This is a genomic window from Paractinoplanes polyasparticus (genome assembly GCF_019710575.1).
Classification (GTDB): domain Bacteria; phylum Actinomycetota; class Actinomycetes; order Mycobacteriales; family Micromonosporaceae; genus Actinoplanes; species Actinoplanes polyasparticus.
This window is the reverse complement of record NZ_JAHWFK010000079.1, coordinates 1-26,370: the sequence shown is the minus strand read 5'-3', so window position 1 is coordinate 26,370 and position 26,370 is coordinate 1. Positions and strand designations below refer to the sequence as shown.

Annotated in this window: 26 protein-coding genes and 4 pseudogenes; 13 read left to right on the top strand and 17 right to left on the bottom strand. The window is 68.4% G+C overall.

The annotated features are described in order from the left end of the window. Positions 1 to 278: 278 nt before the first annotated feature. Together KXC43_RS48775 and KXC43_RS48770 are read left to right on the top strand one after the other, a co-directional pair. Entirely contained in the window at positions 279 to 1,202 is a 924-nt protein-coding gene (locus tag KXC43_RS48775; protein WP_221383148.1) for an ABC transporter ATP-binding protein, read from the top strand. Beyond that, positions 1,199 to 2,776 carry an ABC transporter permease gene (locus KXC43_RS48770; RefSeq protein ID WP_221383147.1) on the top strand — a complete coding sequence of 526 codons (1,578 nt, stop codon included), beginning with the start codon at positions 1,199 to 1,201 and terminating at the stop codon, positions 2,774 to 2,776. Before KXC43_RS48775 ends, KXC43_RS48770 begins: the two co-directional genes overlap by 4 nt. 72 nt (positions 2,777 to 2,848) lie before the next feature. Here KXC43_RS48770 and KXC43_RS48765 read toward each other — a convergent pair whose 3' ends face one another. Further along, entirely contained in the window at positions 2,849 to 3,136 is a 288-nt protein-coding gene (locus KXC43_RS48765; RefSeq protein ID WP_221383146.1) for a GlsB/YeaQ/YmgE family stress response membrane protein, read from the bottom strand. Between the two features lie 264 nt (positions 3,137 to 3,400). Between KXC43_RS48765 and KXC43_RS48760 the strand changes: the two genes are divergently transcribed. The 3 genes and pseudogenes from KXC43_RS48760 to KXC43_RS53465 form a co-directional block, all read left to right on the top strand. Then, positions 3,401 to 3,691 (top strand): hypothetical protein, encoded by a 291-nt coding sequence (locus tag KXC43_RS48760; RefSeq protein ID WP_221383145.1) that lies wholly within the window; start codon positions 3,401 to 3,403, stop codon positions 3,689 to 3,691. Positions 3,692 to 3,865: 174 nt separating this feature from the next. Further along, entirely contained in the window at positions 3,866 to 4,150 is a 285-nt protein-coding gene (locus KXC43_RS48755) for a hypothetical protein (RefSeq protein WP_221383144.1), read from the top strand. 104 nt (positions 4,151 to 4,254) lie between these two features. Then, positions 4,255 to 4,629: pseudogene (locus KXC43_RS53465) on the top strand (STAS domain-containing protein); the annotation flags it as partial. On the opposite strand, the gene KXC43_RS48750 reads toward KXC43_RS53465, so the two are convergent. Further along, positions 4,578 to 6,401 (bottom strand): glycoside hydrolase family 15 protein, encoded by a 1,824-nt coding sequence (locus KXC43_RS48750; protein WP_221383143.1) that lies wholly within the window; start codon positions 6,399 to 6,401, stop codon positions 4,578 to 4,580. The pseudogene KXC43_RS53465 and the gene KXC43_RS48750 overlap by 52 nt on opposite strands. A 14-nt stretch (positions 6,402 to 6,415) precedes the next feature. Beyond that, positions 6,416 to 7,468: a glucose 1-dehydrogenase gene (locus KXC43_RS48745; RefSeq protein ID WP_221383142.1), complete on the bottom strand. Its 1,053-nt coding sequence runs from the start codon at positions 7,466 to 7,468 to the stop codon at positions 6,416 to 6,418. 181 nt (positions 7,469 to 7,649) lie between these two features. Here KXC43_RS48745 and KXC43_RS48740 point away from each other — a divergent pair, with 181 nt between their 5' ends. Further along, positions 7,650 to 8,141, top strand: coding sequence for a hypothetical protein (locus KXC43_RS48740; protein ID WP_221383141.1), 492 nt, complete (start codon positions 7,650 to 7,652; stop codon positions 8,139 to 8,141). A gap of 158 nt (positions 8,142 to 8,299) precedes the next feature. Beyond that, entirely contained in the window at positions 8,300 to 8,851 is a 552-nt protein-coding gene (locus KXC43_RS48735; RefSeq protein WP_221383140.1) for a general stress protein, read from the top strand. A gap of 18 nt (positions 8,852 to 8,869) precedes the next feature. Here KXC43_RS48735 and KXC43_RS48730 read toward each other — a convergent pair whose 3' ends face one another. The 8 genes and pseudogenes from KXC43_RS48730 to KXC43_RS48695 form a co-directional block, all read right to left on the bottom strand. Beyond that, a complete protein-coding gene (locus KXC43_RS48730) occupies positions 8,870 to 10,123 on the bottom strand; it encodes an NAD(P)/FAD-dependent oxidoreductase (RefSeq protein WP_221383150.1) in 1,254 nt (417 codons plus the stop codon). A 100-nt stretch (positions 10,124 to 10,223) separates the two neighbouring features. Next, the gene (locus KXC43_RS48725) at positions 10,224 to 10,520 is read right to left on the bottom strand and encodes a BON domain-containing protein (RefSeq protein WP_221383139.1); all 297 of its coding nucleotides are present in this window, start codon (positions 10,518 to 10,520) and stop codon (positions 10,224 to 10,226) included. Positions 10,521 to 10,733: 213 nt separating this feature from the next. After that, positions 10,734 to 11,261, bottom strand: coding sequence for a DUF421 domain-containing protein (locus tag KXC43_RS48720; RefSeq protein WP_221383138.1), 528 nt, complete (start codon positions 11,259 to 11,261; stop codon positions 10,734 to 10,736). A 63-nt stretch (positions 11,262 to 11,324) separates the two neighbouring features. Continuing rightward, positions 11,325 to 12,962: a DUF2254 domain-containing protein gene (locus KXC43_RS48715; protein WP_221383137.1), complete on the bottom strand. Its 1,638-nt coding sequence runs from the start codon at positions 12,960 to 12,962 to the stop codon at positions 11,325 to 11,327. A 48-nt stretch (positions 12,963 to 13,010) separates the two neighbouring features. Continuing rightward, positions 13,011 to 14,223: pseudogene (locus KXC43_RS48710) on the bottom strand (cation:proton antiporter). Between the two features lie 194 nt (positions 14,224 to 14,417). Then, positions 14,418 to 14,987 (bottom strand): hypothetical protein, encoded by a 570-nt coding sequence (locus KXC43_RS48705; RefSeq protein WP_308129598.1) that lies wholly within the window; start codon positions 14,985 to 14,987, stop codon positions 14,418 to 14,420. Beyond that, entirely contained in the window at positions 14,984 to 16,330 is a 1,347-nt protein-coding gene (locus KXC43_RS48700) for a sensor histidine kinase (protein ID WP_221383136.1), read from the bottom strand. Before KXC43_RS48700 ends, KXC43_RS48705 begins: the two co-directional genes overlap by 4 nt. Further along, positions 16,327 to 17,004, bottom strand: coding sequence for a response regulator transcription factor (locus KXC43_RS48695; RefSeq protein WP_221383135.1), 678 nt, complete (start codon positions 17,002 to 17,004; stop codon positions 16,327 to 16,329). The genes KXC43_RS48700 and KXC43_RS48695 overlap by 4 nt, the downstream gene beginning before the upstream one ends. A 258-nt stretch (positions 17,005 to 17,262) precedes the next feature. On the opposite strand from KXC43_RS48695, the gene KXC43_RS48690 reads away from it, so the two are divergent. The 5 genes from KXC43_RS48690 (at position 17,263) to KXC43_RS53455 (ending at position 20,268) form a co-directional block, all read left to right on the top strand. Further along, positions 17,263 to 17,550: a hypothetical protein gene (locus KXC43_RS48690; protein ID WP_221383134.1), complete on the top strand. Its 288-nt coding sequence runs from the start codon at positions 17,263 to 17,265 to the stop codon at positions 17,548 to 17,550. Positions 17,551 to 17,751: 201 nt separating this feature from the next. Beyond that, positions 17,752 to 18,087, top strand: a complete 336-nt coding sequence (locus tag KXC43_RS48685; protein WP_221383133.1) for a hypothetical protein — start codon at positions 17,752 to 17,754, stop codon at positions 18,085 to 18,087. 377 nt (positions 18,088 to 18,464) lie between these two features. Continuing rightward, the gene (locus KXC43_RS48680; protein ID WP_221383132.1) at positions 18,465 to 18,758 is read left to right on the top strand and encodes a hypothetical protein; all 294 of its coding nucleotides are present in this window, start codon (positions 18,465 to 18,467) and stop codon (positions 18,756 to 18,758) included. Then, a complete protein-coding gene (locus KXC43_RS53460; RefSeq protein WP_221383131.1) occupies positions 18,749 to 19,141 on the top strand; it encodes a protein kinase domain-containing protein in 393 nt (130 codons plus the stop codon). The genes KXC43_RS48680 and KXC43_RS53460 overlap by 10 nt, the downstream gene beginning before the upstream one ends. Beyond that, positions 19,138 to 20,268, top strand: a complete 1,131-nt coding sequence (locus KXC43_RS53455; RefSeq protein WP_369076982.1) for a cellulose binding domain-containing protein — start codon at positions 19,138 to 19,140, stop codon at positions 20,266 to 20,268. The genes KXC43_RS53460 and KXC43_RS53455 overlap by 4 nt, the downstream gene beginning before the upstream one ends. Before the next feature lie 68 nt (positions 20,269 to 20,336). Here the strand turns inward: KXC43_RS53455 and KXC43_RS48665 are convergent, their stop codons facing one another. Continuing rightward, a complete protein-coding gene (locus KXC43_RS48665; protein WP_221383129.1) occupies positions 20,337 to 20,753 on the bottom strand; it encodes a PRC-barrel domain-containing protein in 417 nt (138 codons plus the stop codon). Between the two features lie 474 nt (positions 20,754 to 21,227). Between KXC43_RS48665 and KXC43_RS48660 the strand changes: the two are divergent. Beyond that, a pseudogene (locus KXC43_RS48660) lies at positions 21,228 to 21,702 on the top strand (transglycosylase domain-containing protein); the annotation flags it as partial. Positions 21,703 to 21,741: 39 nt separating this feature from the next. Here the strand turns inward: KXC43_RS48660 and KXC43_RS48655 are convergent. From KXC43_RS48655 to KXC43_RS48635, 5 genes and pseudogenes are all read right to left on the bottom strand, one after another. Then, the gene (locus KXC43_RS48655) at positions 21,742 to 23,271 is read right to left on the bottom strand and encodes a GntP family permease (protein ID WP_221383128.1); all 1,530 of its coding nucleotides are present in this window, start codon (positions 23,269 to 23,271) and stop codon (positions 21,742 to 21,744) included. Positions 23,272 to 23,429: 158 nt separating this feature from the next. Then, on the bottom strand, positions 23,430 to 24,743 hold the full coding sequence (gene nhaA / locus KXC43_RS48650; RefSeq protein ID WP_221383127.1) for a Na+/H+ antiporter NhaA: 1,314 nt from the start codon (positions 24,741 to 24,743) through the stop codon (positions 23,430 to 23,432). Positions 24,744 to 24,825: 82 nt separating this feature from the next. Then, positions 24,826 to 25,206, bottom strand: a complete 381-nt coding sequence (locus KXC43_RS48645) for an STAS domain-containing protein (RefSeq protein WP_221383126.1) — start codon at positions 25,204 to 25,206, stop codon at positions 24,826 to 24,828. Positions 25,207 to 25,365: 159 nt separating this feature from the next. Further along, positions 25,366 to 25,872, bottom strand: a complete 507-nt coding sequence (locus KXC43_RS48640) for a BON domain-containing protein (RefSeq protein WP_221383125.1) — start codon at positions 25,870 to 25,872, stop codon at positions 25,366 to 25,368. Between the two features lie 195 nt (positions 25,873 to 26,067). Continuing rightward, positions 26,068 to 26,370, bottom strand: a pseudogene (locus KXC43_RS48635) (SPFH domain-containing protein); the annotation flags it as partial.

Genomic DNA, 26,370 nt, shown 5'->3' with positions numbered 1-26,370 from the left:
GTGCAGCCACAAATGCTTCCTCCCCATGATCAGTCGATCATGTTTGAGAAGCTCCACGAAAGCGGGGGGAACTCACCTTCGCACACCCGTGATGCACGCATCAAGCGATCAGCGCGGCTTCCGGTGCACAGCCCAGCCTCACGCCCGGACATGGCGACGAATACGCGACCGTATGACGGATGGATGACAGGACCAGGGTTGCCTCATGCCGTACGCTGTCGGACGGAGTGCCGGGAAGCCTGGTCGGCGACAGTATTCGCCTGCCCAAGGAGCTTCCCATGAGCGCGAACACCGGTACGGCAATCTCCATCTCGGGTCTCACCAAGTCGTTCGGCCGCGCCAAGGCCCTCGACGGACTGGACCTGACCGTCGCGGCGGGTGAGGTGCACGGCTTCCTCGGTCCGAACGGCAGCGGCAAGACCACCACCATCCGTGTTCTCCTCGGCCTGCTGCGCGCAGACTCCGGCACCGTACAACTGCTCGACGGCGACCCCTGGCGCGACGCCGTCGCCCTGCACAGCCGGCTGGCGTACGTGCCTGGTGACGTCACGCTGTGGCCCGGCATCACCGGCGGCGAGGTCATCGACCTGCTGGGCCGCATGAGCGGCCGTCCCGACCGCCGCCGCCGCGACGAGTTGCTCGACCGGTTCGACCTCGATCCGCGCAAGAAGGCCCGCACCTATTCGAAGGGCAACCGGCAGAAGGTCGCCCTGATCGCCGCGCTCGCCTCGGACGCCGAGCTGTTGTTGCTCGACGAACCCACGTCCGGCCTGGACCCGCTGATGGAGTCCGTCTTCCAGGAGTGCATTCAGGACGTCCGCCGGGAGGGCCGGACGGTGCTGCTGTCCAGCCACATCCTCGCCGAGGTCGAGGCGCTGTGCGACCGGGTGAGCATCATCCGGCTCGGCCGCACCGTGGAGTCCGGGACTCTGCGCGAGCTGCGTCACCTGACCCGCACCTCGATCACTGTCGAGACCGCCGAACCGCTCGTCGGCATCGACACGCTGCCCGGCGTGCACGACGTCGTGGCCGAGGATCACCACGCTCGCTTCGACGTCGACTCCGCGCAGCTCGACGCCGTGATACGCCGCCTGGCCGGCCTCGGCGTACGCAGCCTGACCAGCACCCCGCCGACGCTCGAAGAGATGTTCCTGCGGCACTACGGCGCCGACGCTGCCGCGGCCGAGAGCGTCGCGTCATGACCGGGACAGGAAACCTGCTGCTGTTCTTCCTACGCCGGGAACGCCGCAGCCTGCCCTGGTGGCTGCTGGGCGCCGCCGTGCTCTTGTTGATCCAGTCGACCCAGAGCCAGAATCTCTACGGCACGGCCGAGGACCTCGCCAACCTCCGGCGCACGATCGGCGGGAACACCGCTGTCATCGCGATGAGCGGGCCCACCCAGCTGCTCGATTCGATCGGCGGCGAGGTGGTCTTCGAAATCTTCGCCTTCCTCGCGATCGTGATCGCCTTGATGAACATGTTTCTGGTCGGCCGGCAGACGCGCGCCGACGAGGAGGCCGGCCGCGCCGAACTGATCCGCTCGGCGCGGGTGGGCCGCCGCGCACCACTGGGCGCCGCGCTCGCCCTCGCTGGGCTGGCCGACCTGGCCGCCGGGGTGCTCGTGGCCGCCGTCGCCGCCGGCACCGGCCTGCCGATCGGTGGGTCGCTGCTGCTCGGCGCGGCCTTGGCCACCGTCGGGCTGACGTTCGCAGCACTCACGGCGGTCGCCGCTCAGCTTTTCGAGAACACCCGCGCGGCCTACGGCGCAGTCGGTTCGGTGCTCGGCGCCGCGTACGCCCTGCGAGCCGCCGGGGACACCGGCGACGGCACCCTGTCGTGGCTGTCACCGATCGGATGGGGACAGCGCACTTTCCCCTACGCCGGAGACCGCTGGTGGCCGCTGGCGCTCCCGCTCGGTGCCACCCTGCTGCTGGTCGCCCTCGCGGTCGCGCTACTCGAACGGCGCGACTTCGGCGCCGGACTCTTCCCGTCCCGGCCCGGACGTCCCACGGCCTCTGCAGCGCTCGCCAACCCGTTCGGACTAGCCTGGCGGCTGCAGCGCTCGGCGCTGGCCGGCTGGATGGCCGGTCTGGCCCTGCTCGGCGTCGCGTACGGCTCCATCGGCAACAGCATCGAGCAGTACGTCCAGGACAACCCCGAGATCACCCAGTTCCTGCCCGGCGGCGCGCAGAGCATCGTCGACTCCTACCTCGCGCTCACCGTCAGCGTATCGGCGCTCATCGCCGCGGCGTACGGCGTCACCAGCGTGCTACGCGTGCGCGCCGAAGAGACAACCGGCCGCGCCGAACCCGTCCTGGCCACCGCGACGAGCCGATTCACCTGGCTCGCGGGCCACCTCAGCGTCGCCCTGGCCGGCACCGCCCTCGCCCTGCTGGCCATCGGCTTCGGCGAAGGCGCCGCGTACGCCATGACCGTCTCCGACCCCACACAGGTGCCCCGTCTGATCGGAGTCGCCCTCGCTTACCTGCCCGCGGTGTGGGTCATCGTCGCCGTCGCGGTGCTGGCCATCGGCTGGCTCCCCCGGCCGTCCGCCGTGGTGGCCTGGACAGCCGTCGCCTACTGCGCGGTCGTCGCACTCTTCGCCGACTCGTTCGACCTGCCCGGCTGGGCACAACGCGCGTCGCCGTTCGCCCACACCCCGCGGGTGCCCCTGGACGCGCTCGCTGTCACACCGCTCCTAGTGGTCGGCGTGATCGCCGTGACCCTGCTCGCCGCGGGTTACGCCGGTCTGCGCCGCCGCGACATCGGTTGCTGAGCTTCGGCCTGGTCGCCGGGAGGCCATTCTTCAGGATCACCGGCTCCGCTCCGGGCTACCGTTCCTCAGGCGTCACGCCCTCCCGGGCGGGTCGGAGGGGTGGACGGCGGCACGCCGGGCGGCCATCGCGCCCATCGTCACGACGCCGACGGCGGCGAAGAACACCTGCATGGCGACGCTGAATCCAGCGTCGGGCGGCTCGGCACCGATGGCGCTCACCGCGAGACTGCCGGCCAGGGCAGCGACCACACCGATCGCCACGGGAAGCCAGACCGGCACGCTTCGCCACCGCGGCACCAGGCGGCCGGCGAGGCCGACCACCGTGCCGGCGAGCATGGCCGAGATCAGACCTGCGAGCACGAGCTGACTCCCACCGCGATCTCCCTCTGACACTTCGACTCTATCGGCATACCTCAGCCTCGATCTCCGCCATGGCGAGGTTTCGGCGAGCCGACGACAGTTTCATGACGAGCGGGTAGGACGCCTACCGAGTGCGGGGCATACAGCGTGACGGGGTCCGAGGCCAACTGACACCGGACTGTCACGGCGAGGTGCAGCGACTTTCACATAGGGGCGCAACCGTGGCATCGAGTGACAGAAGTCGTGAGCCCGCAGGAGGAAGTTGTGCTGTTCGCCATTTCGAGAGGAGCTGTCCTCGCCATCCGCCACCTTGCCGCGATGCGGGACACCCCGCCCGGTGCGAGCCTGCGCATCTCGCCCGGCTCAACGGCGGAAGCCCTCCGCCTGTCTCTGGCTGGGCGACCGCATCCCGGTGACCGGGTGCATGATACCGACGAACGGATGCGGGTCTTCGTCGCCGAGGAGGCCGAGTTCCTGCTGAGGGGCAGGACTCTCGATGCCCGAATCGACGAGGCCGGGAAGGTGCAGTTCTCGCTCCTGCCGCCGGAGCGGTGACCCGCCGGACGGTACGGCCGCGTTGCAGCGCGGCAAACAACAGACGACCGGCACGATCGGGTCCCGGAGCAAAGCGGGCGATCCGGATGTCATCCGACTGTCACGATCCGGGGGATGTTCCGCCGATTCCGGCCAGCACTCTGGAATCCTCACCGCAGGCGAAGGACACCGCTCATGACCATCAGCAGCCTGATCACCGCCCTGGCCGTCGGGACAGCCCTCGGCCTCGGCGGGTGGTGGCTCGTCCCGGCCGGCCGCAGCGTCCCGTTCTGGGTACCGCTGGCCGTGGCCGTCAGCGCCGCGATGCTGGCCACCGTCGTCGTCCGGCTCGTCGGCATCGACACCTCCGGTGTGACGGCCGTCGAGGTGGTCGTGCAAATGGTCTTCGCCGGCACAGGCGTCGGACTGGTGGCGGCGACCGCCGACCGACGGTTCGACGGCGCCGGCCGGTCCCGGTGACGGTCGTGCCGGCGGGCGACCGCACCGCCCTGGTCATCTGCGACCAGTGCGGCCGAGAGGACACCACCGTCGACGCGACGTCCGACGGTGAACTGGTGTGGCCGATGGTCACCCAGCTCGGCTGGACCGGCTCGGCATTTCCCACCGGACCACATCGCTGCCCGGGGTGCAGCTCCGGCACGCCTCCTCCGCCCGAGCCGACCGCCCGGTCCGGCACCCACGGCGCCTCGTATGACGTGCGGACGCTCGGCCCCGCCGCCGTCATCACGCCGTTGACCGATTTCGACGCCGACCTCGCCGAGAGTCTGCGCGACGATCTGATGGCGGCCGCCGCCACTCACCCGCACGTGCTGGTGGATCTGCACGCCGTCGAATTCCTCGACTCCACCGCTCTCGGGCTGCTGGTACGCGGACGGCAGGAGGCTCGTCAGCACGGAGCGACCTTCGACCTGTCGGCGCCGTCACGATTCGTTCTGACGGTGTTGCACACCATGCGGCTGGAGGGTGTCTTCCGGATCTTTCCCGACCAGCAGGCGGCGCTCAAGGTGCTCGATGAGCTACATATCGAGTTGCCGGCGCCTTCCCACATCCTGCCTGGCGATGACTGGTCGCGCCGGCCGTAACTCAAGCCGTCGCAGCCCAGACGCACGCCGGAGCCCGCCGGCCGCTCCGGTTCAACTCCGGTGGGCCCCACTGCGGCGAGTACGCTGAGCCGTCGAATCCGCCGAGGTCCGTGTCGTCGTGCCGCTGATCGGTAGCGCAGCACGAAGCCGTCCTGGCACAGGTCCCGCTGGACGGCCTCCACTGTGCCGACCACGCGCGGATCGGTGCCGGGCAGGAAGCCGACCCGGGGGATGAGCAGGAGAGCCGCGTCCAGCGCCGCGGAGCCGTATGACTGGGTGAAGGTGTTGCGGTCGGTGTCGAAACCCCGGGCACAGACCTCGGCGTGAATCTCGGCACGCAACGTCCGCCACCTTTCCGCCGGAACGTCAAGGCCGTGGTGGTCGACCGCGGTGACAGCCCGGTCGAAGCCGGCCCACGCCATGATCTTGGAGTGCACGAACTGCCGCCGTTCTCCGCGGACCTCCCACAGGCTGTTGTCCGGCTGCCGCCAGTTGCTCTCGAGGAAGTCGAGCAGCGCCCGTTGCAGGTCCCACCCCGCGTCACTGGCGGCGATGCCGGCTTCCCGGGCCAGGTGCAGGCCGTCCAGCACCTCGCCCCACACGTCGAGCTGCAGCTGCCCGGCGGCGGCGTTGCCCACCCGGACCGGGCGGGCCCCCTCGTAGCCACTGAGCCAGTCCACCGTGTACTCGGGCAGCCGGCGGGTGCCGTCGAGTCCGTACATGATCTGCAGGTTGGCCGGATCGCCGGCAACCGCCCGTAGCAGCCACTCCCGCCAGGCTTTGGCCTCGGCGACATAGCCGGTGCCGAGCAGCGCCTGCAGGGTGAAAGTGGCGTCGCGCAGCCAGCAGTACCGGTAGTCCCAGTTGCGCGAACCGCCCAATTGCTCGGGCAGCGACGTCGTCGCAGCGGCGAGGAGGCCGCCGGTCGGGGCGTACGTCAGAGCCTTGAGCAGGATCAGCGATCGCCGGACCGCGTCGGGCCACCGGCCGTCGTAGTCGCAGCGGCCGATCCATTCTTCCCAGTACCGCTGGGTCCGGCTCAGCGCCGGGAAGGGATCGACCGGTTGGGGCTGCGGCAGGTGCGAGAGCTGATGCGTAAGGACGAACGGGACCCGCTCCCCCTCCCGCACGGTGAAGTCCGCGACTGTGGCCCGATCCCGGCCGTGCAGCGTGGCGTCGGTGCGCAACCAGACCGCGTCGGGACCCGCGATCGCCGCCAGGTCGCGGTCATGCCTACGGACCCACGGGATGACGCGGCCGTAGTCGAAGCGCAGGACCAGGTCCATGTGGATCGGCACGGCGCCGGAAACGCCTTCGACAATGCGGACGACGTCGGCGGCTTCGCCCCGTGGCGGCATGAAGTCGATGACACGGACGATGCCGTCGGCGGTTCGCCACTCGGTCTCCAGCACCAGCGTGTCACCGCGATAGCGTCGGCTCGTGGCCGCGCCGGCGCCGACCGGCGCGATGCGCCAGTGACCCGCGGACTCGTCGGCGAGCAGGGCCGCAAAACAGGCGGCGGAGTCGAAGCGGGGCAGGCACAGCCAGTCGATGGAGCCGTCCTGGCCGACCAGCGCGGCCGATTGCAGGTCGCCGATGAGCGCGTAGTCCTCGATCCGTCCGGGCATGGCGACTCCCCCGCTCAAGCGGTCAGGTCGAGGACGACCTTGATGTCGTCGGATCGCGCCTCGAGTGCCTCGGCGAAGCTTCTCAACGGCAATCGCCGGGTGATCAGCCGGGACAACCAGCCGATATCGGCCTTGGCCAGGGCGTCGGCTGCGGCGGCGTAGTGGCTCAGGTTGGCGTTGACCGAACCGACGACGACGTCATTCTCCAGCACCATGTCGCGGTTGGCCGCGCCGATGTCCACCGAGATCTTGCGGCCGACCGGGGAGACTCCGGTGAGACAGACGATCCCGTACGAGGCGGTGCTCGCCATCGCGTCGAACACGAGCTGCGAGACCCCGGTCGCCTCGATGATCACGTCGGGTTCGGCCCGCGCCGTCACGTCGCCGATGCCGGAGCAGTGGTACTGCGCGCCCAGCGCTCTGACCGCTTCCGGTTTCGGCCCGTCGGTGGCGAGATCCAGCACGTGCACCTCGAGCCCCCGCTGCACCCCGAGCAGCGCGGCCAGCAGACCGATCGGCCCGGCCCCGGTGACCAGGACCCGCTCGGGCTGGAACCAGGACCGGGCGCCGACCTTCTCGATCTGTTCCCAGGCCTTGGCGACCACGGTGGTGGGTTCCATCAGCACGCCGACCTCGGCCAGCCGCGGGTCGAGCTTCACCGCACAGCCCGTCTCGACCGTCCACAGCCTGCTGCCGTACCCGTCGATCTCTTTGATGCCACGTTCGGTGTACCTGCCGTTGCGGCACATGTCGAACTCGCCGTGGGCACACGCCCCGCACGGGACCGGGTCCGGGCGGCGCACCACGCCGACAACCAGGTCACCGGGCGCGAAGCTGCTGTCCGGCGGAGCCGTGCGCACGCGCCCCAGCGATTCGTGGCCGAGGACAAGCCGATCGCGGCCGGACGGCGCCCACCCGTACTCGCCGGCGACAATCTCGCGATCCGTGCCGCAGATACCCAGCGCCAAACCTTCGACCAGCATCTCGCCCGAGCCCGGCTCCGGGTCGGGCACCTCGAGCACTTCGGCCGATCCTGCCTTGAGCGGCTGTACGGTCAACGCGCGCATGGCGGTCTCCTCCTCGAGACGGACGAACCTGCTCGTCGCTACCCGGTCGGGGAAGGCCCAAACGTGTCGAGGCGCCTTCCACATCCGAGGTGCAGTTGGCAGAGCGATCCCGGATAGGCGGTCGTCCTCTGAGCGTGGGAACCGCAAGACCATGGCGTCGCGTCCCAGAAGGATGACGAAAATGCTTGCGTCGTATGTGCTACTGCTGACCCTCGTCACTGGGATCAGCGGCTGCGCCACGCCGAAGATCAGTCCGCCGATCGCTCGCCACACGAGTCCCGCTGCCTCCGGCCCTTCGGCTACCGGTGATGTGCTGCCGCTGGACTTCTCCCGTACGGGAGGCTTGGCCGGCGTCAGCGAGCAACTGCACGTCGATACCGATGGAACGGTCACCAGCTCGCAGCAGAACCGGTTTCGACTGGGCGCCGACCGGCTCGCCGAACTCAAGCAGCTGCTAGCCGACCCCGCCTTGAAAACCCCGGTCTCGAGGTCCACTTCCGGGCCTGTCTGCTCCGATGGGTACATCTACCGCGTTCACACACCGTCATGGTCGAGAACCGCCGACGACTGCTCGCCGGACCAACCTGCGTTCGACCGGGTCGTGCAGCTGCTTCTGTCCCTCGTGCACACCAACCCCGACGAGACGCCTCCCCCATCGCGCTCGCCTCGCTGAAGCCGTTGACCGACGACGGCTTCGACCCAGGTACCGAGCCGTCACCGCAATGACACGGGACAGTGCGGCAGCCGCACAACTGCCGTCGCACGCTGAACAGGAGAGGTCGCCGGCAGGGGCCTTGACGTTCTTCCGACCAACAGACAGGCGGTTCAGCAATGAGTGACAACGCAGGCACGGACGTCACCCGCACCGGCACCATTCATGTGGGAGTCGCCCAACGGGCGATCGGTACATACGATGACTACCCCTCGGCATGCCGAACGGTCGAACGGTTGCGGGACAACGACTTCTCCGTCGAACAGACGACCATCATGGCCGCCGGCTTGCACACGGTCGACCGGGAACAAGGGCAGGTGTCGACGGCCGACGTCACCCGCCGCGGCGCCATCTCCGGGATGTTGATCGGCGCGGCGGTCGGCTACATGCTCGGACTGTTCGACTTGACCGAGACCTCATTGGCCCTGCCGTGGTTGATTGTCAACGCCGCAATTCTGGGCGCCGTGCTCGGCGCCGCGATCGCGCTGCTCGGCTACGTCATCACACAGGGCCGCCGCTCGTTCGTGGCGAATCAGCCCGTCCGCGCCGATCGCTACCACATCGTCGTGGACGCCGACCTCGCCGATCGCGCGGTTCGTCTCCTACGCGATGCCAAAGCGACACAGGCGACATCCGCGAACACGATTTCTGCGAAGAAATCCCCCGCCTGAAGGATCGCTGCTCGGGTGTCAGTAGGGCTGGTGGATAACTTCCGGAGCGTCGGTGTCCAGCGGCACCGCCGGGCCCGGCACCAGCCCCAACTGCACCGCGGGCCGGGAGCTGACGGCGGTGAACAGCCAGTCAGCCACTGTGCGGAACCGGTTGGCGGGCAGCGCGGTCAGGTGGTAGCCGCGGGTGACGATCCGCGCCGGAAGCCCGGAGAGCGGCACGTGCAGGGGATTCGCCGCCGCTTGCCAACCGCCGAGGTCCACTACGAACCCGAGGTCACGATGCCGGTACGGCTTGCGCCTACCCACGCCGTACGAGGCGGCAATGTTGTGGCCGGCCAGCCGGCCCTGGCGGACGGCGTGCTGGGCGGTCATCGGCGTGGGGTGGCCGGGATTCGCGGGGTCGGGCACCGCGGCGGCGTCCCCGCAGGCGAGAATCTCGGGGCGCCCCGGCACGGCGAGGTATTCGTCGACCTTCAAGCGGCCCTTGGTCAGGGGCAGGCCGGTGCTCTGGGCCAGCGGGTCGGGACGTACGCCGACGCACCAGACGAGCGTGTGCGACGCGACGAAGCGGTCATCGGTGAGCTTGACCCCAGTGGCGGTAGCCTCGGCCACCGACGTACCCATGTTCAGCTCGATGCCCCGGTCGCGCAGCACCCGCTCGGCGGTGGCCGACAACCGTTCGTCCATACCCGGCAACACGTGGTCGGCCGTGTCCAGCAGCAGCCACCGCGGCCGGATACCAGCCAAACGCGGATGCCGGCTCAGCACGTCATGCGTCAGCAACTGGATCTGCGCGACGACCTCCGTACCCGTGTAGCCCGCCCCGACCACCACGAACGTGAGCCGGGCCGCTCGCTCGGCCGGATCTTCGGCCGCGTCGGCCATCTCGATCTGCCGGACGACGTGGTCACGCAGGTGCAGCGCTTCGGGAATGCCCCGGAAGCCGTGGGCATTCTCGGCCACACCGGGGATGGGTAGCAGCTTGTTGACGCTTCCCGCCGCCAGCAGCAATCGGTGATAGCCGATCGTCCGCTGCTCGCCCTCCGGTCCGGTGCAGGAAACCGTCCTCGCGGCGGCGTCGACGCCGCCGGCCTGCCCCAGCACGAGCCGAACCCCCGGCAGGGCGTCGGTGAGCGGCACAGTGACCCGGCGCGGGTCCAGCACCCCGCCCGCGACCTCCGGCAGCAGCGGAAGGTAGAGGAAGTAGTCGGTGGGGTTGAGCAACAAGACTTCAGCAGCTCCGCGTGCCGTGCGCAGCACCTCCGCCCCGATCCCACCCCGCCGCCGCCTGCTCGCGCATGTCCAGACCGGACCGCCTTCACAGCTCGGCCCATCCGGGTGGACGGCCGAGTCAAAGGAGCTGAAGCGATGGTCAGACGCCACTCATTGGCGTGATGACCACATCGCAGACATCGCGGATCCCCGGCAGCGACCATGCTCGCCGGCGTGCAGCCTCCCGGGCGTCCTCCGACTCGAGCTCACCCTGCAGGATCACCACGCCGTTCTGCACGCTGATCTCCAAGCGGGAACCGCGAATCCGAGGGTCGGACGAGAGCTCCTCGGCCGCCAGGTCGGCGAGCCGATCGTCGGCGTTCAGGCCGGCGACCCAGGCGGTGACATCGAAATCGGCGTCCTGACCGCCGTCGTCGGAACCCCTGATCGGATGCAACGAGACCAACCCCTCTCCGGAACAGCGCAGCCGTCTCAGCCCGGACAGACAGACAGCACGTGTCCTGCAATGAACGCGGCCGGGCGTATCCGCTCGCGTCGGTACGGACCACCGTCTCGGGCCACTGTGGCGACCGCTCAGCAACGGCATGACAGTTGGGTGACAAACCGCGCCGCCGTCCCGGCAGACAGGCCATCGGCGAGACAACCAGTTTCAGATTTCATCCCGGTTCGAGTTCACGTTGATACCCGGCAGCGCCGTACGGTTACCGGCCTGTTGCTGCGGAATAACGCTGAACGTGCCGTCGGTCTCGAGTACCACCGCGGCCACCGCGGCGAGGTCTCCGATGCCCTGCGAACGAATCGCCTGGAAGACCTCGTCGTCAGTGACCCGCTGGCGGCGTAGCGCGTCAGTCAGCAACTTCCCATCGCGGAACAGCAACGTCGGCGTCGACTTGATCGCCCCCCGCAGAGACGGCCACCGCACGGACAGCCAGGTGGCGGCGAATTGCAGGCACACCAACAGGACCAGAGCCGCCGCGCCCTCGGACAGCGACACATCGCGGGACAGCACGATGGTGGCCAGGGTTGATCCGAGCGCGACGGTGACGACCAGATCGAAGGCATTCATCTTCGCCAGGGTGCGCTTTCCGGACACTCGCAGCACCGTGATCAGCACCGCATAGCTGAGCACACCGATCAAGCCGATTCGCCACAAGTCTGATGCGCTGTCGAACAACATGTACTCGTACTTACCCGCTGCCTGCCGCCGCACCCCACCTGCCTCTATTATCCCGCTGCGCTGCTACCACCTTCCGGCGAGGGCGTCGCGGACACGTTGAGCGTCGGCACGGAGTTTCTGCTTTTCGTGGGTGTCGAAGGCCTGCTGATCGACGGTGGCGACGAGGCGTTCGAGCTGGGTCGCGACAGCTGCGTGTTCGGCCGGGCGGGCGGAACTCCAGGCGATCTCACGCAACATGGCGGCGAGCCGGGACAGGACGACCGGGTCCGTGGCGCCGTAGCGGCGCGGTTGGGCCATCGCCAGTTCCAGCAGCTCGGCGAAGCCGGGCCGGTGGAGCACCACCCTGACGTGCCCGTCCTGGTCGCACAGCAGGCGTGGACCGAGGTTTCGTCCGGCGAGCTCACACATCAGCACCGCCACGTGTCCCAGGCCGTGCACCGCGGTCGTGGGGTCGTTGACGCCGGGCGACAAGGCTTTGACCACGACGTCGACCAGTTGCCGAAGACCGAAGGCGACGTCTTGCACCGCCGTGCGTTCGAAGCCGGTGGTCAACGCTCGATGGAGGCTGACAGTCAGAGCTTCACGTTCTGGCTCCGGCAGCGGACGACGATCCTCCAGAGGCCAAGCCTGGGCGATGGGCGTGCCCGTCACCACAGATTCACCGGGCTGCCGGTTCACCAGCACAATTGCGCCATTGTCCACAGCGGCGGAGAGCAACGCCTTCTCATCGACGAAGTTCAGGAACCCGGACGCGCTGGCGCACAGCGGAACGGCATACCCCGGTGCGGCTGGAACGGTCAGGGAGGCGGCGTCGTCGCTCAGGACGCGCTTCATTGTCGCGTTCGTCTCGGTATGAACCTGCCGCATGATCCATTCGACACGGATCTGCCGGGACAGATGCGCAAGGAACGCGACCAGCGTCAGCACGCTGACCAAGGTGAACGCGTACGCCACGGTGACCGAGATCTGCGGCACGAACGCTGTCTGCTCCGACAGTGAGGCGCGTACGGTGCGAAGGACTGTCAAGGCGTAGGTGAACGTACCGAGCAGAAGACCGAGGCTCAGGTGGACCACGCGGTCGCGGGTGAAGGTGCGCAGCAGCCGCGGCGAGAATTGGCTGCTGGCCAGTTGCAGGGTCACGACGGTCAGCGAGAAGGTCAGGGTTGTGACCGTGATCAGCGAGCCGGCAACGGCGGACAATACCGTCCGCGCCGCCTCGGGTCCGCCGCTGAAGAGGTAGGCCGTGATCGATGCCGGCAACTCGTCGTCGACGTGGGCGTCGAGACGGGGCAGTACGACACCGAGCATCACGGCGGCGGCGACGAACAGCGACGGAAGGGGCCACAGTTGGGTGCGCCAGGCCTCACCGAGCGCACTCCACCGCTGCGGGATCACCGTAGACCGGCCGAACTGCTGTGGCGGTAGGTCATTGGTCCTATCCATCTGGTTGTCGTCGAGGGGCACCTTCAGCGTGCCCGCGATGCCCGTGACGAAACGGTTGTTTCCGCGAGCCGGGTCAAGTGCCTGGCTACCGGTCCGGCCTCGTTTCAGGCCAGTCGTCGTCCCAGCGCGGAGTGCGAGGATCTGGTACTCGCCGCAGTACGGGAAGGCGCGCTGGTGGGGTACAACCGGATCGGTGCGTTCGCCGAAGGCGACCGGCTGATCCAGGTCCGGGCTCGATCCTGAATTGTCAGCCGGCACATCCCGGACATCCAGGCAGCACGAGGGCTCGCCGGCGTCACTCGGCCGTCAGCGCCGTGACTCGCCGAGTCTCCGGCGCAGAACGCCATGCCACGCCGGGATGTCGGCCTCGTCATCGAAGGCACGAGCGACCACCACGTCGGTCGAGGAGTGCAGCAGGATCGACAGCACGATCGTGAGTGCGACCAGGTGGAAGATCTCATCCGCCGCGGTGATCGCGGAGTCGAGCACCAGCAGTCCGTAGACCACCGAGGCGAAGCCCTTGGGCCCGAACCACATAGCCGCGGCCTGCTCCCGCAGATCAAACCCGGAGCGCAGGAAGGACAACCACAGCGCCAGGGGCCGGGCAACGAAGACGGCGAGGAACGCGAACACCCACCCCTGCCACGAAATCTCGCCGAGGAACTGCGGGGAGATCAACGCACCGAAGACCAGCAAGGCCGCCAGCTTGAACAGCTCGGCGATGTTCTCGCCGAAGTGCTCGAACGCGGCACGCTGCCGCGGGCCGAAAGTGGCCACTGTGATGCCCGCCGAGAACGCCGCCAGGAACAGGTTCGCATGGGTGGCCTGCGCCACCGCCAGCACGAGCAATCCGATCGCCAGGCCGTTGAGCGGCTCGTAGGCCGCCGAGGCGGAGAAGAAGCGACTACGCTCCAGCAGGATCGCCACAACCGGGATCAGCACGCCGACGGCGACGCCGAGCGACACCTCCAGCCCCAGCTCCCCCAGGTGCAGATCGTCGGATCCGGCCGCGACGGCCAGGAACACGATGACGAACGGCAGCGCCAGCCCATCGTTCACGCCGGACTCGACGTTGAGGAGATGGCGCAGCCGGGCGGGAACCTTGTCGTTACCCACCAACGCCGAGGCGAAGACCGGATCCGTCGGGGCCAGGATCGCCCCGATCAGCAGCGACTCCGCCCAACCCAGCCCGGCCACGAAATGGGCGAGCACGGCGGTGACCAGCAGAGTCAACGGCAGACCCCAGCCCAGCGCTCGACCGGGCAGGCGCCAGGCCGAGCGCAGATCGGCCCAGCCGACTCGCATGCCGTCGGTGAACAACACGGCGAACAGAGCCAGCTCGGCGAGAGTGCCCACGATCGACGAGCCGGCATCGATCTCGAGTACATCGGTCACGCCGGGGGCCCAGAAGGAAGCCGGCGGCCAGGAACAGCACGGCGGTAGACAGGATCGTTCTCTTCGCGAGCGCAGACACCAGCACGCCCAGCAGCAGGACGACGGCGAAGGTCAGAAGTAGCACAAGGGCTCCGGTTCATGAGATCGGTCGAACAATTGCCGACCAGACTTCCCGGCGCACCGGGGCCCACCCTAGCGGCCGGCAGCCGTCCGCAAAAGCCGTTGCCCGCTTACCATCGCCGTCGCCGTAAGGCGCCCATGGAGTCAGCAAGGATCCTCGCATCAGCCCCGGACGACTGTCCACCAGCGCCGACCGGCTCAGGCCGGGCCCAGCAGGCTCACATAATCCGACGCGCGCAGCGGCTCGCCGGTGAGGATTCCGTCGGCGCGCGGAACGTCGAGGTGCCGGCCCGCGCGCGTGAACGACACGGCGCTGACGTCGGCACGGGCGGTGAGCGTGCAGACCACCTGGCCGTACGCCAGGATCTCGTTGCTGCGGCCACTACCCTCGTCGATCTCCGCTGCCTCGACAGCTATCCGTGAGCCCGGTGCGGCGCTAGCCGTGACGACCAGACCGGCCAGAGCCGTGGAGAGACCGCTTTCACTCTCGGTTCTGGTAGGCCCGGCAACAAGCTCGTCCAGCTGCTCCTGCACGCTCGGGTAGACACGTGCACGGCGCACGATCTGCACCAGCCGGTCACCGCGAACCAAGCACAGTACGTGCGCGACTTCGCCCGGCGGACTCGACGCCGTGGCCTCGGCGTCGGAAGAGGCGGTCAGCGGACGCCGGGGCAGGTCGACAGGGTGGGGATCGTCCTGCGCCGGCACACCGCAGGCGGCGAGCAGGACAGTCGTCAGGACGGCCATCAGCAGTGGCACACGTTTCACGGCAGATACTCCGGCAAATCGATGCGGAAACGGGCGCCGCCGCCCGGACGGTCGTTCACGGTCACCGAACCGCCGTGCGCGACAGCGTGTTCAGCGACGATGGCCAGGCCCAGGCCGGTTCCGTCGCCGGCACCCCGGTCGTTCGCCGCCGGGCCGCGCACGAAGCGGTCGAAGATCGACGTGCGGATCCCAGCCGGCACGCCGGGCCCGGCGTCGTCGACTTCGAGGAAGCAGCGTCCCACCCGGACAGCCACCGGCCCTCCGCCGTAGCGGACGGCGTTTTCCACCAGGTTGCTGAGCGCCTGCTCGACCCTTCTCGCATCGACCTTCCAGACAGGCGGCACATCGTCGGGCAGGGTTTCGACCACACCGTCGGTGAGCCGGTGCGCCCGGGCCACGCGTGCCAGCAGTTCGGCGATGTCGGTGGGCTCCCGGTGCACTGGTTGATCGCTGCGCGCCAGTTCCAGCAGATCGCCGACCAACTCCTGGAAGCGTGCGATCTCGTCGACGATGAGGGTGACAGCGGCGGCGGCTCGGTAGTCGAGATCATCGCGGCGGCGGTCGACGACGCTGACGGCGGCCGCGAGGGTCTGCAACGGTGAGCGCAACTCGTGGCTGACGTCGGCGGCGAACCGCCGGTCGCGTTGCAGCCGACGGTCGAGCTCGTCGGCCATGTGGTTGAACGACGTGGTCAGCTGGGCCAGATCGGGTTCGGTGTCCGGGTCGAGGCGGGTGTCCAGGTCACCGCCGGCGATGCCGCGAGCGGCCCCGGCGACCGCGGCGAGCGGACGCAGCGCGTGCCGGGTGACGTACCAACCGACGGCCGCCCCGCCCGCGGCTACCATGATCGCGACAGCGGCCAGCACGAGCGCCAGCACCTGCAGCGTGCGTTCCAGCTCGCGCAGCGTCACGAGCTCGTAGAAGACCGCATCTTCGGTCAAGGGCACAGCGGTCACCAGAGCGGGTACACCGTCGCGCCGGATGCGTTGCGCGCCGGCCTGCCCACCGTTCGCCATCTCCTGCAGCGCGGCGGGCACGGCGGCGTGCGCGTCGGTGTCGGCGCTGCGGGCGTACCAACGCCCGGCCCGGCTCACCAGCACGTACCGGTCAGCGCCGATGTCAAGGGACCCGAGCACGTCAGCCACGTTGCGGTTGCCGCTGGCGAGACCGGCAGCGACGATGGAGGCGTCGAAGTAGGCGGATCGGACCGCGGTGCGTTCCCGCTCGCGGAACAGGGTGCTGCGAGTCTGCTCGTACGACACCAGGGTCACGCACGCCGACAACGCGAGGGCGCCGACCGCGAAGGCCGCACTGACCCGGGTGCGCAGGCCTGCGCGTCTCACGGCTGCAACTTGTAGCCGAGCCCGCGCACCGTCACGAGATGGCGCGGCTTGCCCGGAGTGTCCTCGATCTTGTGCCGAAGCCGGCCGACATGAACGTCCACGAGACGCTCGTCGCCGATGTCGTAGCCCCACACCCGTTGCAGCAACTGTTCACGCGACAGCACCTGACCGGCATGGTCGTCCAACTCACAGAGCAACTGAAATTCCGTACGGGTCACCGGCACCTCGGCGCCGTGCAGGCGAACCTCTCCCGCCTCAGGACGCAGCTCGAGGTCGCCGAAGGTGAGGATTCTCAGCGCCGGCGCATCGGCGGTCCGGGACCGTCGGCGCAGCGCCCGCAGCCGCGCGGCGAGCTCCTTGACCGCGACCGGCTTGATCAGGTAGTCGTCGGCGCCGGCCTCGAGCGCGGCCACGATGTCGTGGGTGTCGTCGCGCGCGCTGATCACCACGATCGGCACGTCGTCGGTCCGGCGCAGCTGACGGATGCACTCGAAGCCATCCATGCCGGGCAGCATCAAGTCGATCAGCACGGTGTCGGCGCCGACGCGGCGCTGCTCAATCAGCCCTTCCTCGGCCGTGGCTACGGCGTGAGCCGCGTATCCCTCGTCCTCCAGAGCCAGAACCAGGGACAGCCGGATCCGGTCGTCGTCCTCGATCAACAACACTGCGGTCATCTCGGCATGATGCCCCGTCGAGGCCCGGCCGGCACCTTCGTCCGGCCGAACTGCAGTCTTGTCATGAAATCGTCATGCCGAGACATCCGGCTTCGCGACCGAGTCGCCACCTCGCACAGCTGGTCGAGGCCTTCTCACGGCGAAAGCTTCCGCTTCGTCACTGAACCGTCATCTCGATGCGGAGGCGTCTACATATGACGACGCAACGTTGGGGGACTTGCCGATGTGGTGAACAGGACAGCCCAGAAGGAGACCACTGTGCTCACAGTTTCCGACAGCGCGGCCGACGCCATCCGCCGGATCGTCACCCGACCCGGTGTGCCGGAAGGATCGGGTCTACGGATCGACAAGACTCCTGACGGTGGCATGCTTCGACTGGCCGTATCGCCGGCGCCTGAAGCCGGCGACATGGTGTACGAAGCCGGCGCCGACGCGCTGCTGTTTGTCGCCGAGACCGTCGCGGAACAGGTGGACGACAAGACCTTCGACGTCCGCACCGATGGGACAGGCGACGTGCAGTTCGTCCTGGACCTGTCGACCCGATGAACGACTGCTGAGGTGCGGGCGATCCCCGAACCACCAAGGAGAACGGATCGCCCGGCATCTTGACTTGTGCAGCTTGCGGGGGCACGGGGCCGTCGACGTCAATACCCCTCGGCTCGGCGGAACCGTCACGAAAATGCCGAACCACTGCAGGACATGCGACAAGGAGATGAATAACGCTCAGGACCAAGGAAATGGGACCTGATGCGTATCTCTCCGGCACTGCTGGTTGTCGTGGGTCTGACGATCGGTGCGACTGGCTTGACACTGGCGTCGGCATTGCTGGTTGTGATCGGCGTGGCGATCATCATCGCCTCGGGATTGACTCGAATGCTCGCCGCACGGGTTCAGGGTCGCGCCGATGGAGGCGCGCCTGGTCTTCCGCTGGCTGACGGGACCCGTCGTGAAACCCCGGCACGACGATCGTTCTTCTCGCGTGCGTCCTATGGCTTGTGTCCGCGTGCACGGGACAATCGGAAACCGGCCGCAGCCCCTGACCAGCCCGGCTCACCTGCGGCCACGGCGGTCATGAGTCCATGAACGTGCCAGGCGCTGCCTTCAATTATCGAGCGCCCGAGTCCTGCTATTGACTGTGCTGAACGGCGAGCACTGGCGCGTCGGACGGCTGAACCATTTCACGGTTTCATGTCGGTCCGGCCATCGGCCGGTTACCGCGCACCAGCGGCGGGACAATGGAGGATGCCGCTGGCCGGCAAGCGCGTCGGGGTAGCGGCAGCGTCGTCGCGAGGAGGCATCCGATGCAGCACGCGCACACACCGGCTTTGACACGCTGCGGGGTTCTTGTCCTCGCGGCCACCTGCCTTGCCGCTGCGCCGGCTTGCACAGCGAGGCAGGACACCGCTGCGCCGGCGGTCTCGTTCACGCCAACCACTCGTCCCAGCGCTGCCGTCAAGACCATGGCGATGCGTGAGGTCGGCGATCCCATCGTCATGACGGCGGTGGTGGCCGCGATCATGACGGCGCGCGCGTTCGTGATCGCTGACGCGGATCTGCCGGACCAGGGCACGCTCGTGCTCGGTGTCGTGCCGCCCGGACTCGAGCAGCGAAGCCTGGTAACCGTGCGAGGGGTGGTCGACGAATTCGGCTTCGACCGTCTCTCGACGCCGTATGGGCTCGAGCGACGTGAACGCTACAGCGATTTCGAGAGCCGGAAGGTTGTGCTGGCACACACCGTCCGCTCGTGGGCCTAATAGGCCGTCAGGGCAGGGAACCGGCGCAGTGCAGCTACCCGCGCGGGGCCGCCCATCGCCACTCTCGCCGGGCGGCTGCCCGTCGACCCCTCCGGGCGCCTCTGGGAACGCCCGGTTATCTGCCGCCCGAGCAACTGCAGCGGAGGCATGCGTTTCCCGCAGGTGACGTGTACGCGCTGGGTCTGCTCATGCACGAGTGCTTGGCTGGTCGCCCGCCATGGCAGTCGACCAGAGCCGACGAGCTGCTCGCCGAGCGGAGCCGTACGCCGGTGCCGAAGCTGCCGCGCCCGGCTGGGATGCCGCCCGAGGTCGAGGCCCTCTATCGCCGTTGCCTCTCCCCCGATCCAGCTGATCGTCCTCCGCCGCCGAGGTTGCCCGCGTGATTCGGAAGGTCGGACCGGCCGGTGTCGCATCGTGCGAAGCAGACGCAAGGCCGCTGCGTACGGCAGCCGCCTCTACCGCGGCCACGGCTCCCGTCGTGCCGAGACGGCGACGCCGCTTGTCACGGCAGGCGATCGCGCTCGCAGTCGCGCCATTCGCCGTGCTCTCCGGCACGATAGGAGCGAACCTCATCACGCCCCCAGGTGACGAGACCGCGCGAGCCGACGGGCCGGCGTCGGACGAGCAGGTCGCCTCATGTGCGGCCGATTACCTGAGCAACCGGCGGGCCGATGGGTCGTTCACCGCCCAGCTGCAGATGTCGAACACGGGCGACACACCACTGTCCGACTGGTCGGCGCGTTTCACCGTGCCCGCCGGTCACCGGGTCTCGGGCATATCGGGTGCTGCGTGGACGCAGAGCGCCGACCGGGTGACGATCGTCGCGGACGACGTGCTGCGGCCCGGTTCGGCCGCCACGCTTCTCGTCAAGGGCACCTTCGACCGTACGGAGGAGGGCACACCGAGCGGCTTCAGTCTGAACGGGCAGAGTGCGGTCGCGCCGTCACCCGGGTCCGATCGTCGTCCAGCACACCCGCCACATCCGCCGGGGCAACGCGGACTCGTCCTCTTGTCCCGAGAGATCGCTCACCGCGGACCGCCGAGACCCGGATGCCGATGCCCCGCACCGAGGCATCCACGACCTCATCCGCCTCGCCGGTCGCGTCGTCTACCGCGGTCCCGTCGCCTACCGCCGTTCCGTCATCTCCCGCTGTTCCGTCATCTCCCGCTGTCCCGTCATCTCCCGCTGTCCCGTCATCTCCCGCTTTCCCATCATCTCCCGCTTTCCCATCATCTCCCGCTTTCCCATCATCTCCGGCGGTATCTACTCCGCCGAGCACGAGCGAGACGCCGACAGCGCCACCCGGATCGGCTCCCACCGGGAACCCGACGGGGGAACCGACCGGAGCCCCTACTCTTTCGCCGCCCACGATCGGCCGACCTGCCGCAAGCCCATCGCCCTCGGCGGCGTCCAGATCACGATAAATCAGCAGCCGGTCACAGCCCCACGCCGGTGTTCGTCCGGGAACTCCCGACGGACAAGCATCAGCGGCCGCGATCACCATTGTGATCGCGGCCGCCGGGTGGAGACGTGGGAAGCGGGCACTATCGGCCCGCCGGCGACGCCCGGGTCAGTTGTCAGCGAAAGAACCCGCGGCTGGGCGGCACATAGCCCGGTGCCCCGTACGGCGGGTAGCCGTAGTAGCCGTACAGTTCGTTGAAGTACTCGTCCTTGTCGACCAGGTCAGGGTCGTACTGCGGGGCGCCGGCCACCTGCACCCGGGAACGGTCGATGCCGACCTCCTCATCGGTCACGCGTTCGACGGCCTCCACCGGGATGAACAGCGGTGTCGCGCCGATGCCGAACAAGCCTCCGTGCTCGACCCGGACGAGCCGTACCTTCTGGTGCTCGGCATCGATCAGCAGATCGTCCACCTTGCCCATCTCATGGCCATCCCGGTCCAGAACCTTGCGACCGCGAATGTCCTGGGCCGGGTCGGCCAGCATCTGGCCGCTGTCGCCCAGTCGCATCATCGTGCCGGACTCGATGTTCATCGTGCTCTCCTCTCCGGCTCGCCGAGCCGGTAGATTCATCGAGGTACAAGGGGTCCACGGCAGACACTAAGCCGCCATTTCCGCAGGCTTCCTACAGAATCTTGTCGGTTCGATGACGCGCTCGTCCCTGACCGATCAGACGACCAGGCTCACTTTTCGGGCGCGCAAATCACCGTCGCCGACGCCTGGCGGTCGTGGGCCTGACCGTCGCAGATCCGTCACAGACCTGCAGAGAACCCGCCACACCGCCCGGGAAACCTGGGCGCTGGTGCCGCGGCCGGAGGTACGGTGCCCTCGTCCCCCGCGAGCGGTCCGCCGCCACGGCCGCGGCACCCCTGCCGGTGCCGGGCCTTCTGAGGCCGGCGTTCTCCTGAGCCCTCGTCAGGTTTCATCGGAGTGCAGGGATACCGATTGTTGATCGTCACAAAGCCGGTGAAAAATGATCAATCCGGCCGAGTCCCGAAGGGCGATGCAATGGGTTCCTGGATGCGTCGGCGCGATCACAGCATCTACTTCAAGGCGTTCTCGCTGTTGTTCTGTGGCACGCTCGCGGGAGTCATCGTGGCTGCGGCGGCATTTCCGGCTGCGGCCATGTCAGGCCTGATGGCCAAGGCCGGTGGCCGAGCCTTCGCCAGCCTGCCGAACGAACTCCGGGATTTCAGATCGCCGCAGATCACCCGGGTCTACGCATCCGACAACGGGACGCAGATCGCTCAGTTCTACGACGAGTTCCGCAGCGACGTGCCCCTGAAGGACATCTCGAAACACATGCGCGACGCCATCGTGGCCGCTGAGGACCAAGAGTTCCACCACCACAACGGCGTCGACCTCAAGGGTGTCGCACGCGCCTTCGTGAACAACAACAACGGCAAGTCCAGGCAGGGCGTCGACGATCACGATGCAGTGGGTCCGGATGTCGCTGGCGTACTCGGCGACGAACCCGCAGCAGGCGCCCTTCGGTCGATTCGAGCGCCGGACGCCGTAGCCGTCACAGGATCAGGCTCAGCAGCAGGGCCAGAGCGAAGCCGATCGTGCCGAGCAGGGTCTCCATCACGGTCCAGGTCTTCAGGGTGGTCTTGACGTCCATCCCGAAGAATCTGCTGACCAGCCAGAAACCTGAGTCGTTGACGTGCGACAGCACGGTGGCTCCGCTGGCGATGGCGATGACGATCAGGGCGAGGTCCGGGCCGGAGAGTCCGCTGGTGGCCTCGATGACCGGCGCGATGAGGCCGGCGGTGGTGGTGAGGGCGACGGTTGCCGAACCCTGGGCGACGCGCAGCAGCACCGAGATGACGAACGCCGCGACGATAACGGGAAGTCCGGTGTCCGCGAGCACGTCGGCCAGGGCTTCGCCGATACCGCTGGCCCGCAGCACGCCACCGAACATGCCGCCCGCCCCGGTGATCAGGATGACCGCGCACACCGGCCCGAGCGCGCTGTTGACGACCGACTCGATCTTCTCCGCCGACTCGCCCCGATGCCGGCCGAGCACCACCATGGCGACCAGCAAAGTGATCAGCAGGGCAACCGGAGTAGAACCGATGAGCTGCGCCACGGCGACGACGGTGGAGTCCTCGTCGACTGTGCCGGCGGTGGCCAGAGTGGTCAGCCCGGTGTTGAGGAAGATCAGGATCAACGGCAGCAGCAGCAGGCTGAGGACGGTGCCGAAGGACGGCGGGTTCGCCGGGTGCACTGGTTCGGCCTTCGTCTCGGGGCCGCCTGACGGGCCGGCGACTGCGGGGGCGGTGCCGGCGACGGCGGTTCCGTCCGGGCCGCTCTGCGCGGCGTCCGGCGCGGCGGTTGCCGCCGTCGGGTCCGTCTTCGCCGAGCCCCCGCCGAAGACATCGGGCACCGCGATGTGGTAGCGCCGCCCGGCCCAGGTGCCGAACCAGTAGCCGCCGATCAGCCAAGTGGGCAGGCCGATGAGCAGGCCGAACACCAGGGTCAGGCCGAGATCGGCGCCGAGCAGCTCGGCAGCGGCAACCGGACCGGGATGCGGTGGGACGAAGGCGTGCATGACGGCGAAAGCGGCCGCTACCGGCAATCCGTACAGCAAGATCGAGCCGCCGAGCCGCCGAGCGATGGTGAAAACGATCGGCAGGAAGACCACGAAGCCGGCATCGAAGAAGATGGGGAAGCCGAACAGCAGAGCGGCCACCCCCAGCGCCAGGGGAGCGCGTTTTTCCCCGAAGGCGCGGACCAGGCTGTCGGCGAGCACCTGGGCGCCGCCACTGAAGTCGAGCAGCCGGCCGAGCATCGCACCCAGGCCGACGAGCAGGGCGACGCTGGCCAGCGTCGAGCCGAAGCCGGAGGTCAGGGTGGTGACGATGTCGGTCAGAGGCACCCGGGCGACCAGCGCGACGAGTAGGCTGACCAGGATCAGCGCCACGAAGGCGTGGAGCTTCAGCTTGATGATCATGAATAGCAACAGCACGACAGAGGCCGCCGCGATCAGCAAGAGCGGCCCCGCCGAGTAGGCCGGCTCTACGGCCTCCGCAGCGAACAGACGTGGTTCCAAAGCTTCTCCTCGGTGACGGTCTTACGGACACGCCGTTCGTCAGCCGGTGACGCCGCCCGAACAGCCTGGGGCCCACCATGCCGGGACCGATGCGCCCGGACACGACGGTGGGCCGGAATGGACGGACCGGCCTGGGTCGGCGGCCGGATGTGGTTTCCTCACCGCGACGAGTCCTGCTGGTGAATGTCGGGGACCCCGTCGTGGTCGGCGTCGACGACCGCGCGGGCCTGCAGACGGCGGTAGACCCGGTTGCGGCGGCCAAGCACGACAGCTGCCAGGACGGCGGCGATAACCGAGCCGGCGACGACGGCGGCCTTGGCTGCGTCGTCGCCTTCCGAGCCGGTGCCGTAGGCGAGCTCGCCTATGAGCAGGCTGACGGTGAAGCCGATCCCGGCCAGCAGCGACACCCCGAGCAGGTCGGTCCAGGACAACTCGTCGTCGAGTTCCGCGCCGGTGAACCGGGCCATCAGGTACGACGAACCAAAGATGCCGATGACTTTGCCCAGCACCAGGCCGGCCACGATGCCCAGGACGATCGGGTCAGCCACGACGGCGCCCAGGTCGCTGCCACGCAGTGAAACCCCGGCGGCGAAGAACGCGAACACCGGCACCGCGACCCCCGCCGAGACCGGGCGCCACCGGTGCTCCAGGTGCTCCGCCAGGCCGTGCTCCGCGCCCTTGCGCGCCAGTACCGGCACGGTGAAGCCGAGCAGCACCCCGGCGATCGTGGCGTGCACGCCGGAAGCATGCATGAGCGCCCAGGACGTCACCGCCAGCGGAATCAGTGCCCACCACCAGGTCCGGCCGCGCTGCACCAACCAGGCGAACACCAGGATCGGCGCCAACGATCCGAGCAGCGGCAGAAGGTTGAAATCGTCGGTGTAGAACACCGCGATGATCGTGATCGCGAACAGGTCGTCGACCACGGCCAGGGTAAGCAGGAACGCCCGCAAGCCCAGCGGGAGGTGCGAACCGATCACCGCCAGCACCGCGAGCGCGAAGGCGATGTCGGTCGCGGTGGGCACTGCCCAGCCGCGCAGCGCCGCGCTGTCCCCCAGATTGAACAACACGAAAATCAACGCCGGTACGGCCATTCCCCCGACCGCCGCGACGATGGGCAGCGCGGCCTTACGCGGATTGCGCAGATCGCCTGCCACGAACTCCCGCTTGAGCTCCAGGCCTACCACGAAGAAGAAGATCGCCAGCAGGCCGTCACCGGCCCAGTGCGCCAGATCCAGATCGAGGTGCAGACCTTCGCCGCCCGGCCACGGAACGAATCGCCTCAGTCGCTCGTACGCGTCGACCCAGGGCGTATTGGCCCAGACCAGCGCGAACACAGCGCCCAGAAGCAACAAGGCGCCACCGACCGTCTCCATGCGCAGTGCCTCGGCCACGAATTTGGCCTCACGCCACGACGACAGGCGGAACAGCCGCTGCCGAGGCTCCTTCTCGGTGTCAGGTGGCCCGGCCATCAAGTTGCCCCTTTGCCGAGGAGATTGGATGAGTACGCACGGGAAGGGAGAGTCAACAGACGAGATCCAACGAGCTGAGATCTCACCGGACGGCCTCGTCCGTCCCGCAACGATGTAGCGCTGCAACACGATCGTCACAAAAGAGGAAAAGGGCCTCGGTCCCGGTGACTCGCAGCGTCATTCGCACCAGGTCCGACGGGGCGACGAGGCTGATCACCCTGTCCAGCGTGTGGGCCGCCCGCGCGGCCCTGACCAGAATGTCCAGGCAGGCACAGTCGACCAGCCGCACCTCGGCAAGGTCGATGACGATGTCAGCGCCTCGTTCCAAAGCGCCGGTCAGGTAGCGCCGCAGCTCTTGGGCAGTTTCCATGTCCACGTCGCCGGACAGGACCAGCTCCACCACGGTTTTCGAACCCGCCGGCCGTTCGGTCGGTGCGACCTCGTGCAATGACGTCATGCTCATGGGTGTCCTCCCCGGCCGGCAGCAGGTGGTCCGAGCGTGTGTCGCCGGGTTGGCGGTCGCCCGCCAGGTTGATGACGGTCCCGTGACATCGCCCTCAGCGGGTGCCGGCCGGCACCCGCGCGAGCGACGACACGACGTCCAGGACGTCGGCGAATGGGGTCACCGACCGCGGCCACGTCGTGACGTGTAGGCCGCCAGCGTGATCGCCATGGCAAGACACCAGATCACGATGCCCACCAGTCCCAGAACCACGATGAGGATGCACAGAAGCCACCAACAGATCGCGACGCTGAGCAGAAGCCGGGCTCCGGCCGCTGTCTCCCGCTGCGCCATCGGTCGCGTGGGGTGGCGTGGGACCGGCGTGTCTCCGGGTTGCCCTCTGTCGCCAGCTTGTGGCTGCTTCCGCGCAAGGCCGGCGCGCTCGTGGTCCGGGCCTCCGCCGGTCGGCCGTTCGTCCGACGATGCCACTGTCAGCATGTTGCACACGTCTCGAACGCCTTGAGTGTCACGCGCTACCCGCCCGGCGATCTCTCGGTGGGTGTGCGATTCCACGACGCCGGACAGCAGGGCGACACCGTTCTGCGCTTCGACTGCGACCTGACCGAAGCAGTGCGAGGCGTCGGCGCTCAGCCGTTCAGTGACCTGCCGGCTCAACCTCTCGTCCATGGAGAAGGACGGTGCGCCCGGCTCCTCGCCACGAGGATCAGGATCACCCTCCGGCCAAGGCCATCCCACCATGATGATTCGCTCCTTCACTCGGACAGCAACATCGTCGACGATGCCATCGTTGGCCGACAGCGCCCCGGCGGAACGACGACAGTCTCATGACGACAAGCAGGCCGAGAGATCCTTCACACCGGTTCAGCGTGACGGCTCCGGCGCCGGGTTGCCGCCGAGCTGCAGGCCGGCCGATCCCGACACTTGAGCCTCGGCCGTCCGCACGTCGGCGTTGACCTTTTCGGCCTCCTCGGCCGCCGCCGCGGACGCAGCCGCCGCCTCCCGTTCGACTGCGCGCGAGTCCACAGCGGAGGTGGGCTCGTCGCCTGCCATGTTGGCCAGGCCGCCCAGCGCGCCGCCCATGCCCTCGAGGGCCTTGGTCAGCTCGGTCGGAACGATCCACACCTTGTTGGCGGTGCCGTTCGCGATCTGCGGAAGGGCCTGCAG

Excerpts from the sequence above, each read along its gene's own strand:
- KXC43_RS48775 (WP_221383148.1), top strand. The coding sequence starts at position 279 with ATGAGCGCGAACACCGGTACGGCAATCTCCATCTCGGGTCTCACCAAG.
- KXC43_RS48770 (WP_221383147.1), top strand. The coding sequence starts at position 1,199 with ATGACCGGGACAGGAAACCTGCTGCTGTTCTTCCTACGCCGGGAACGC.
- KXC43_RS48755 (WP_221383144.1), top strand. The coding sequence starts at position 3,866 with ATGACCATCAGCAGCCTGATCACCGCCCTGGCCGTCGGGACAGCCCTC.
- KXC43_RS48750 (WP_221383143.1), bottom strand. The coding sequence starts at position 6,401 with ATGCCCGGACGGATCGAGGACTACGCGCTCATCGGCGACCTGCAATCG.
- KXC43_RS48745 (WP_221383142.1), bottom strand. The coding sequence starts at position 7,468 with ATGCGCGCGTTGACCGTACAGCCGCTCAAGGCAGGATCGGCCGAAGTG.
- KXC43_RS48740 (WP_221383141.1), top strand. The coding sequence starts at position 7,650 with ATGCTTGCGTCGTATGTGCTACTGCTGACCCTCGTCACTGGGATCAGC.
- KXC43_RS48735 (WP_221383140.1), top strand. The coding sequence starts at position 8,300 with ATGAGTGACAACGCAGGCACGGACGTCACCCGCACCGGCACCATTCAT.
- KXC43_RS48720 (WP_221383138.1), bottom strand. The coding sequence starts at position 11,261 with ATGTTGTTCGACAGCGCATCAGACTTGTGGCGAATCGGCTTGATCGGT.
- KXC43_RS48695 (WP_221383135.1), bottom strand. The coding sequence starts at position 17,004 with ATGACCGCAGTGTTGTTGATCGAGGACGACGACCGGATCCGGCTGTCC.
- KXC43_RS48685 (WP_221383133.1), top strand. The coding sequence starts at position 17,752 with ATGCGTATCTCTCCGGCACTGCTGGTTGTCGTGGGTCTGACGATCGGT.
- KXC43_RS48680 (WP_221383132.1), top strand. The coding sequence starts at position 18,465 with ATGGCGATGCGTGAGGTCGGCGATCCCATCGTCATGACGGCGGTGGTG.
- KXC43_RS48665 (WP_221383129.1), bottom strand. The coding sequence starts at position 20,753 with ATGAACATCGAGTCCGGCACGATGATGCGACTGGGCGACAGCGGCCAG.
- nhaA (WP_221383127.1), bottom strand. The coding sequence starts at position 24,743 with ATGGCCGGGCCACCTGACACCGAGAAGGAGCCTCGGCAGCGGCTGTTC.
- KXC43_RS48645 (WP_221383126.1), bottom strand. The coding sequence starts at position 25,206 with ATGAGCATGACGTCATTGCACGAGGTCGCACCGACCGAACGGCCGGCG.
- KXC43_RS48640 (WP_221383125.1), bottom strand. The coding sequence starts at position 25,872 with ATGGACGAGAGGTTGAGCCGGCAGGTCACTGAACGGCTGAGCGCCGAC.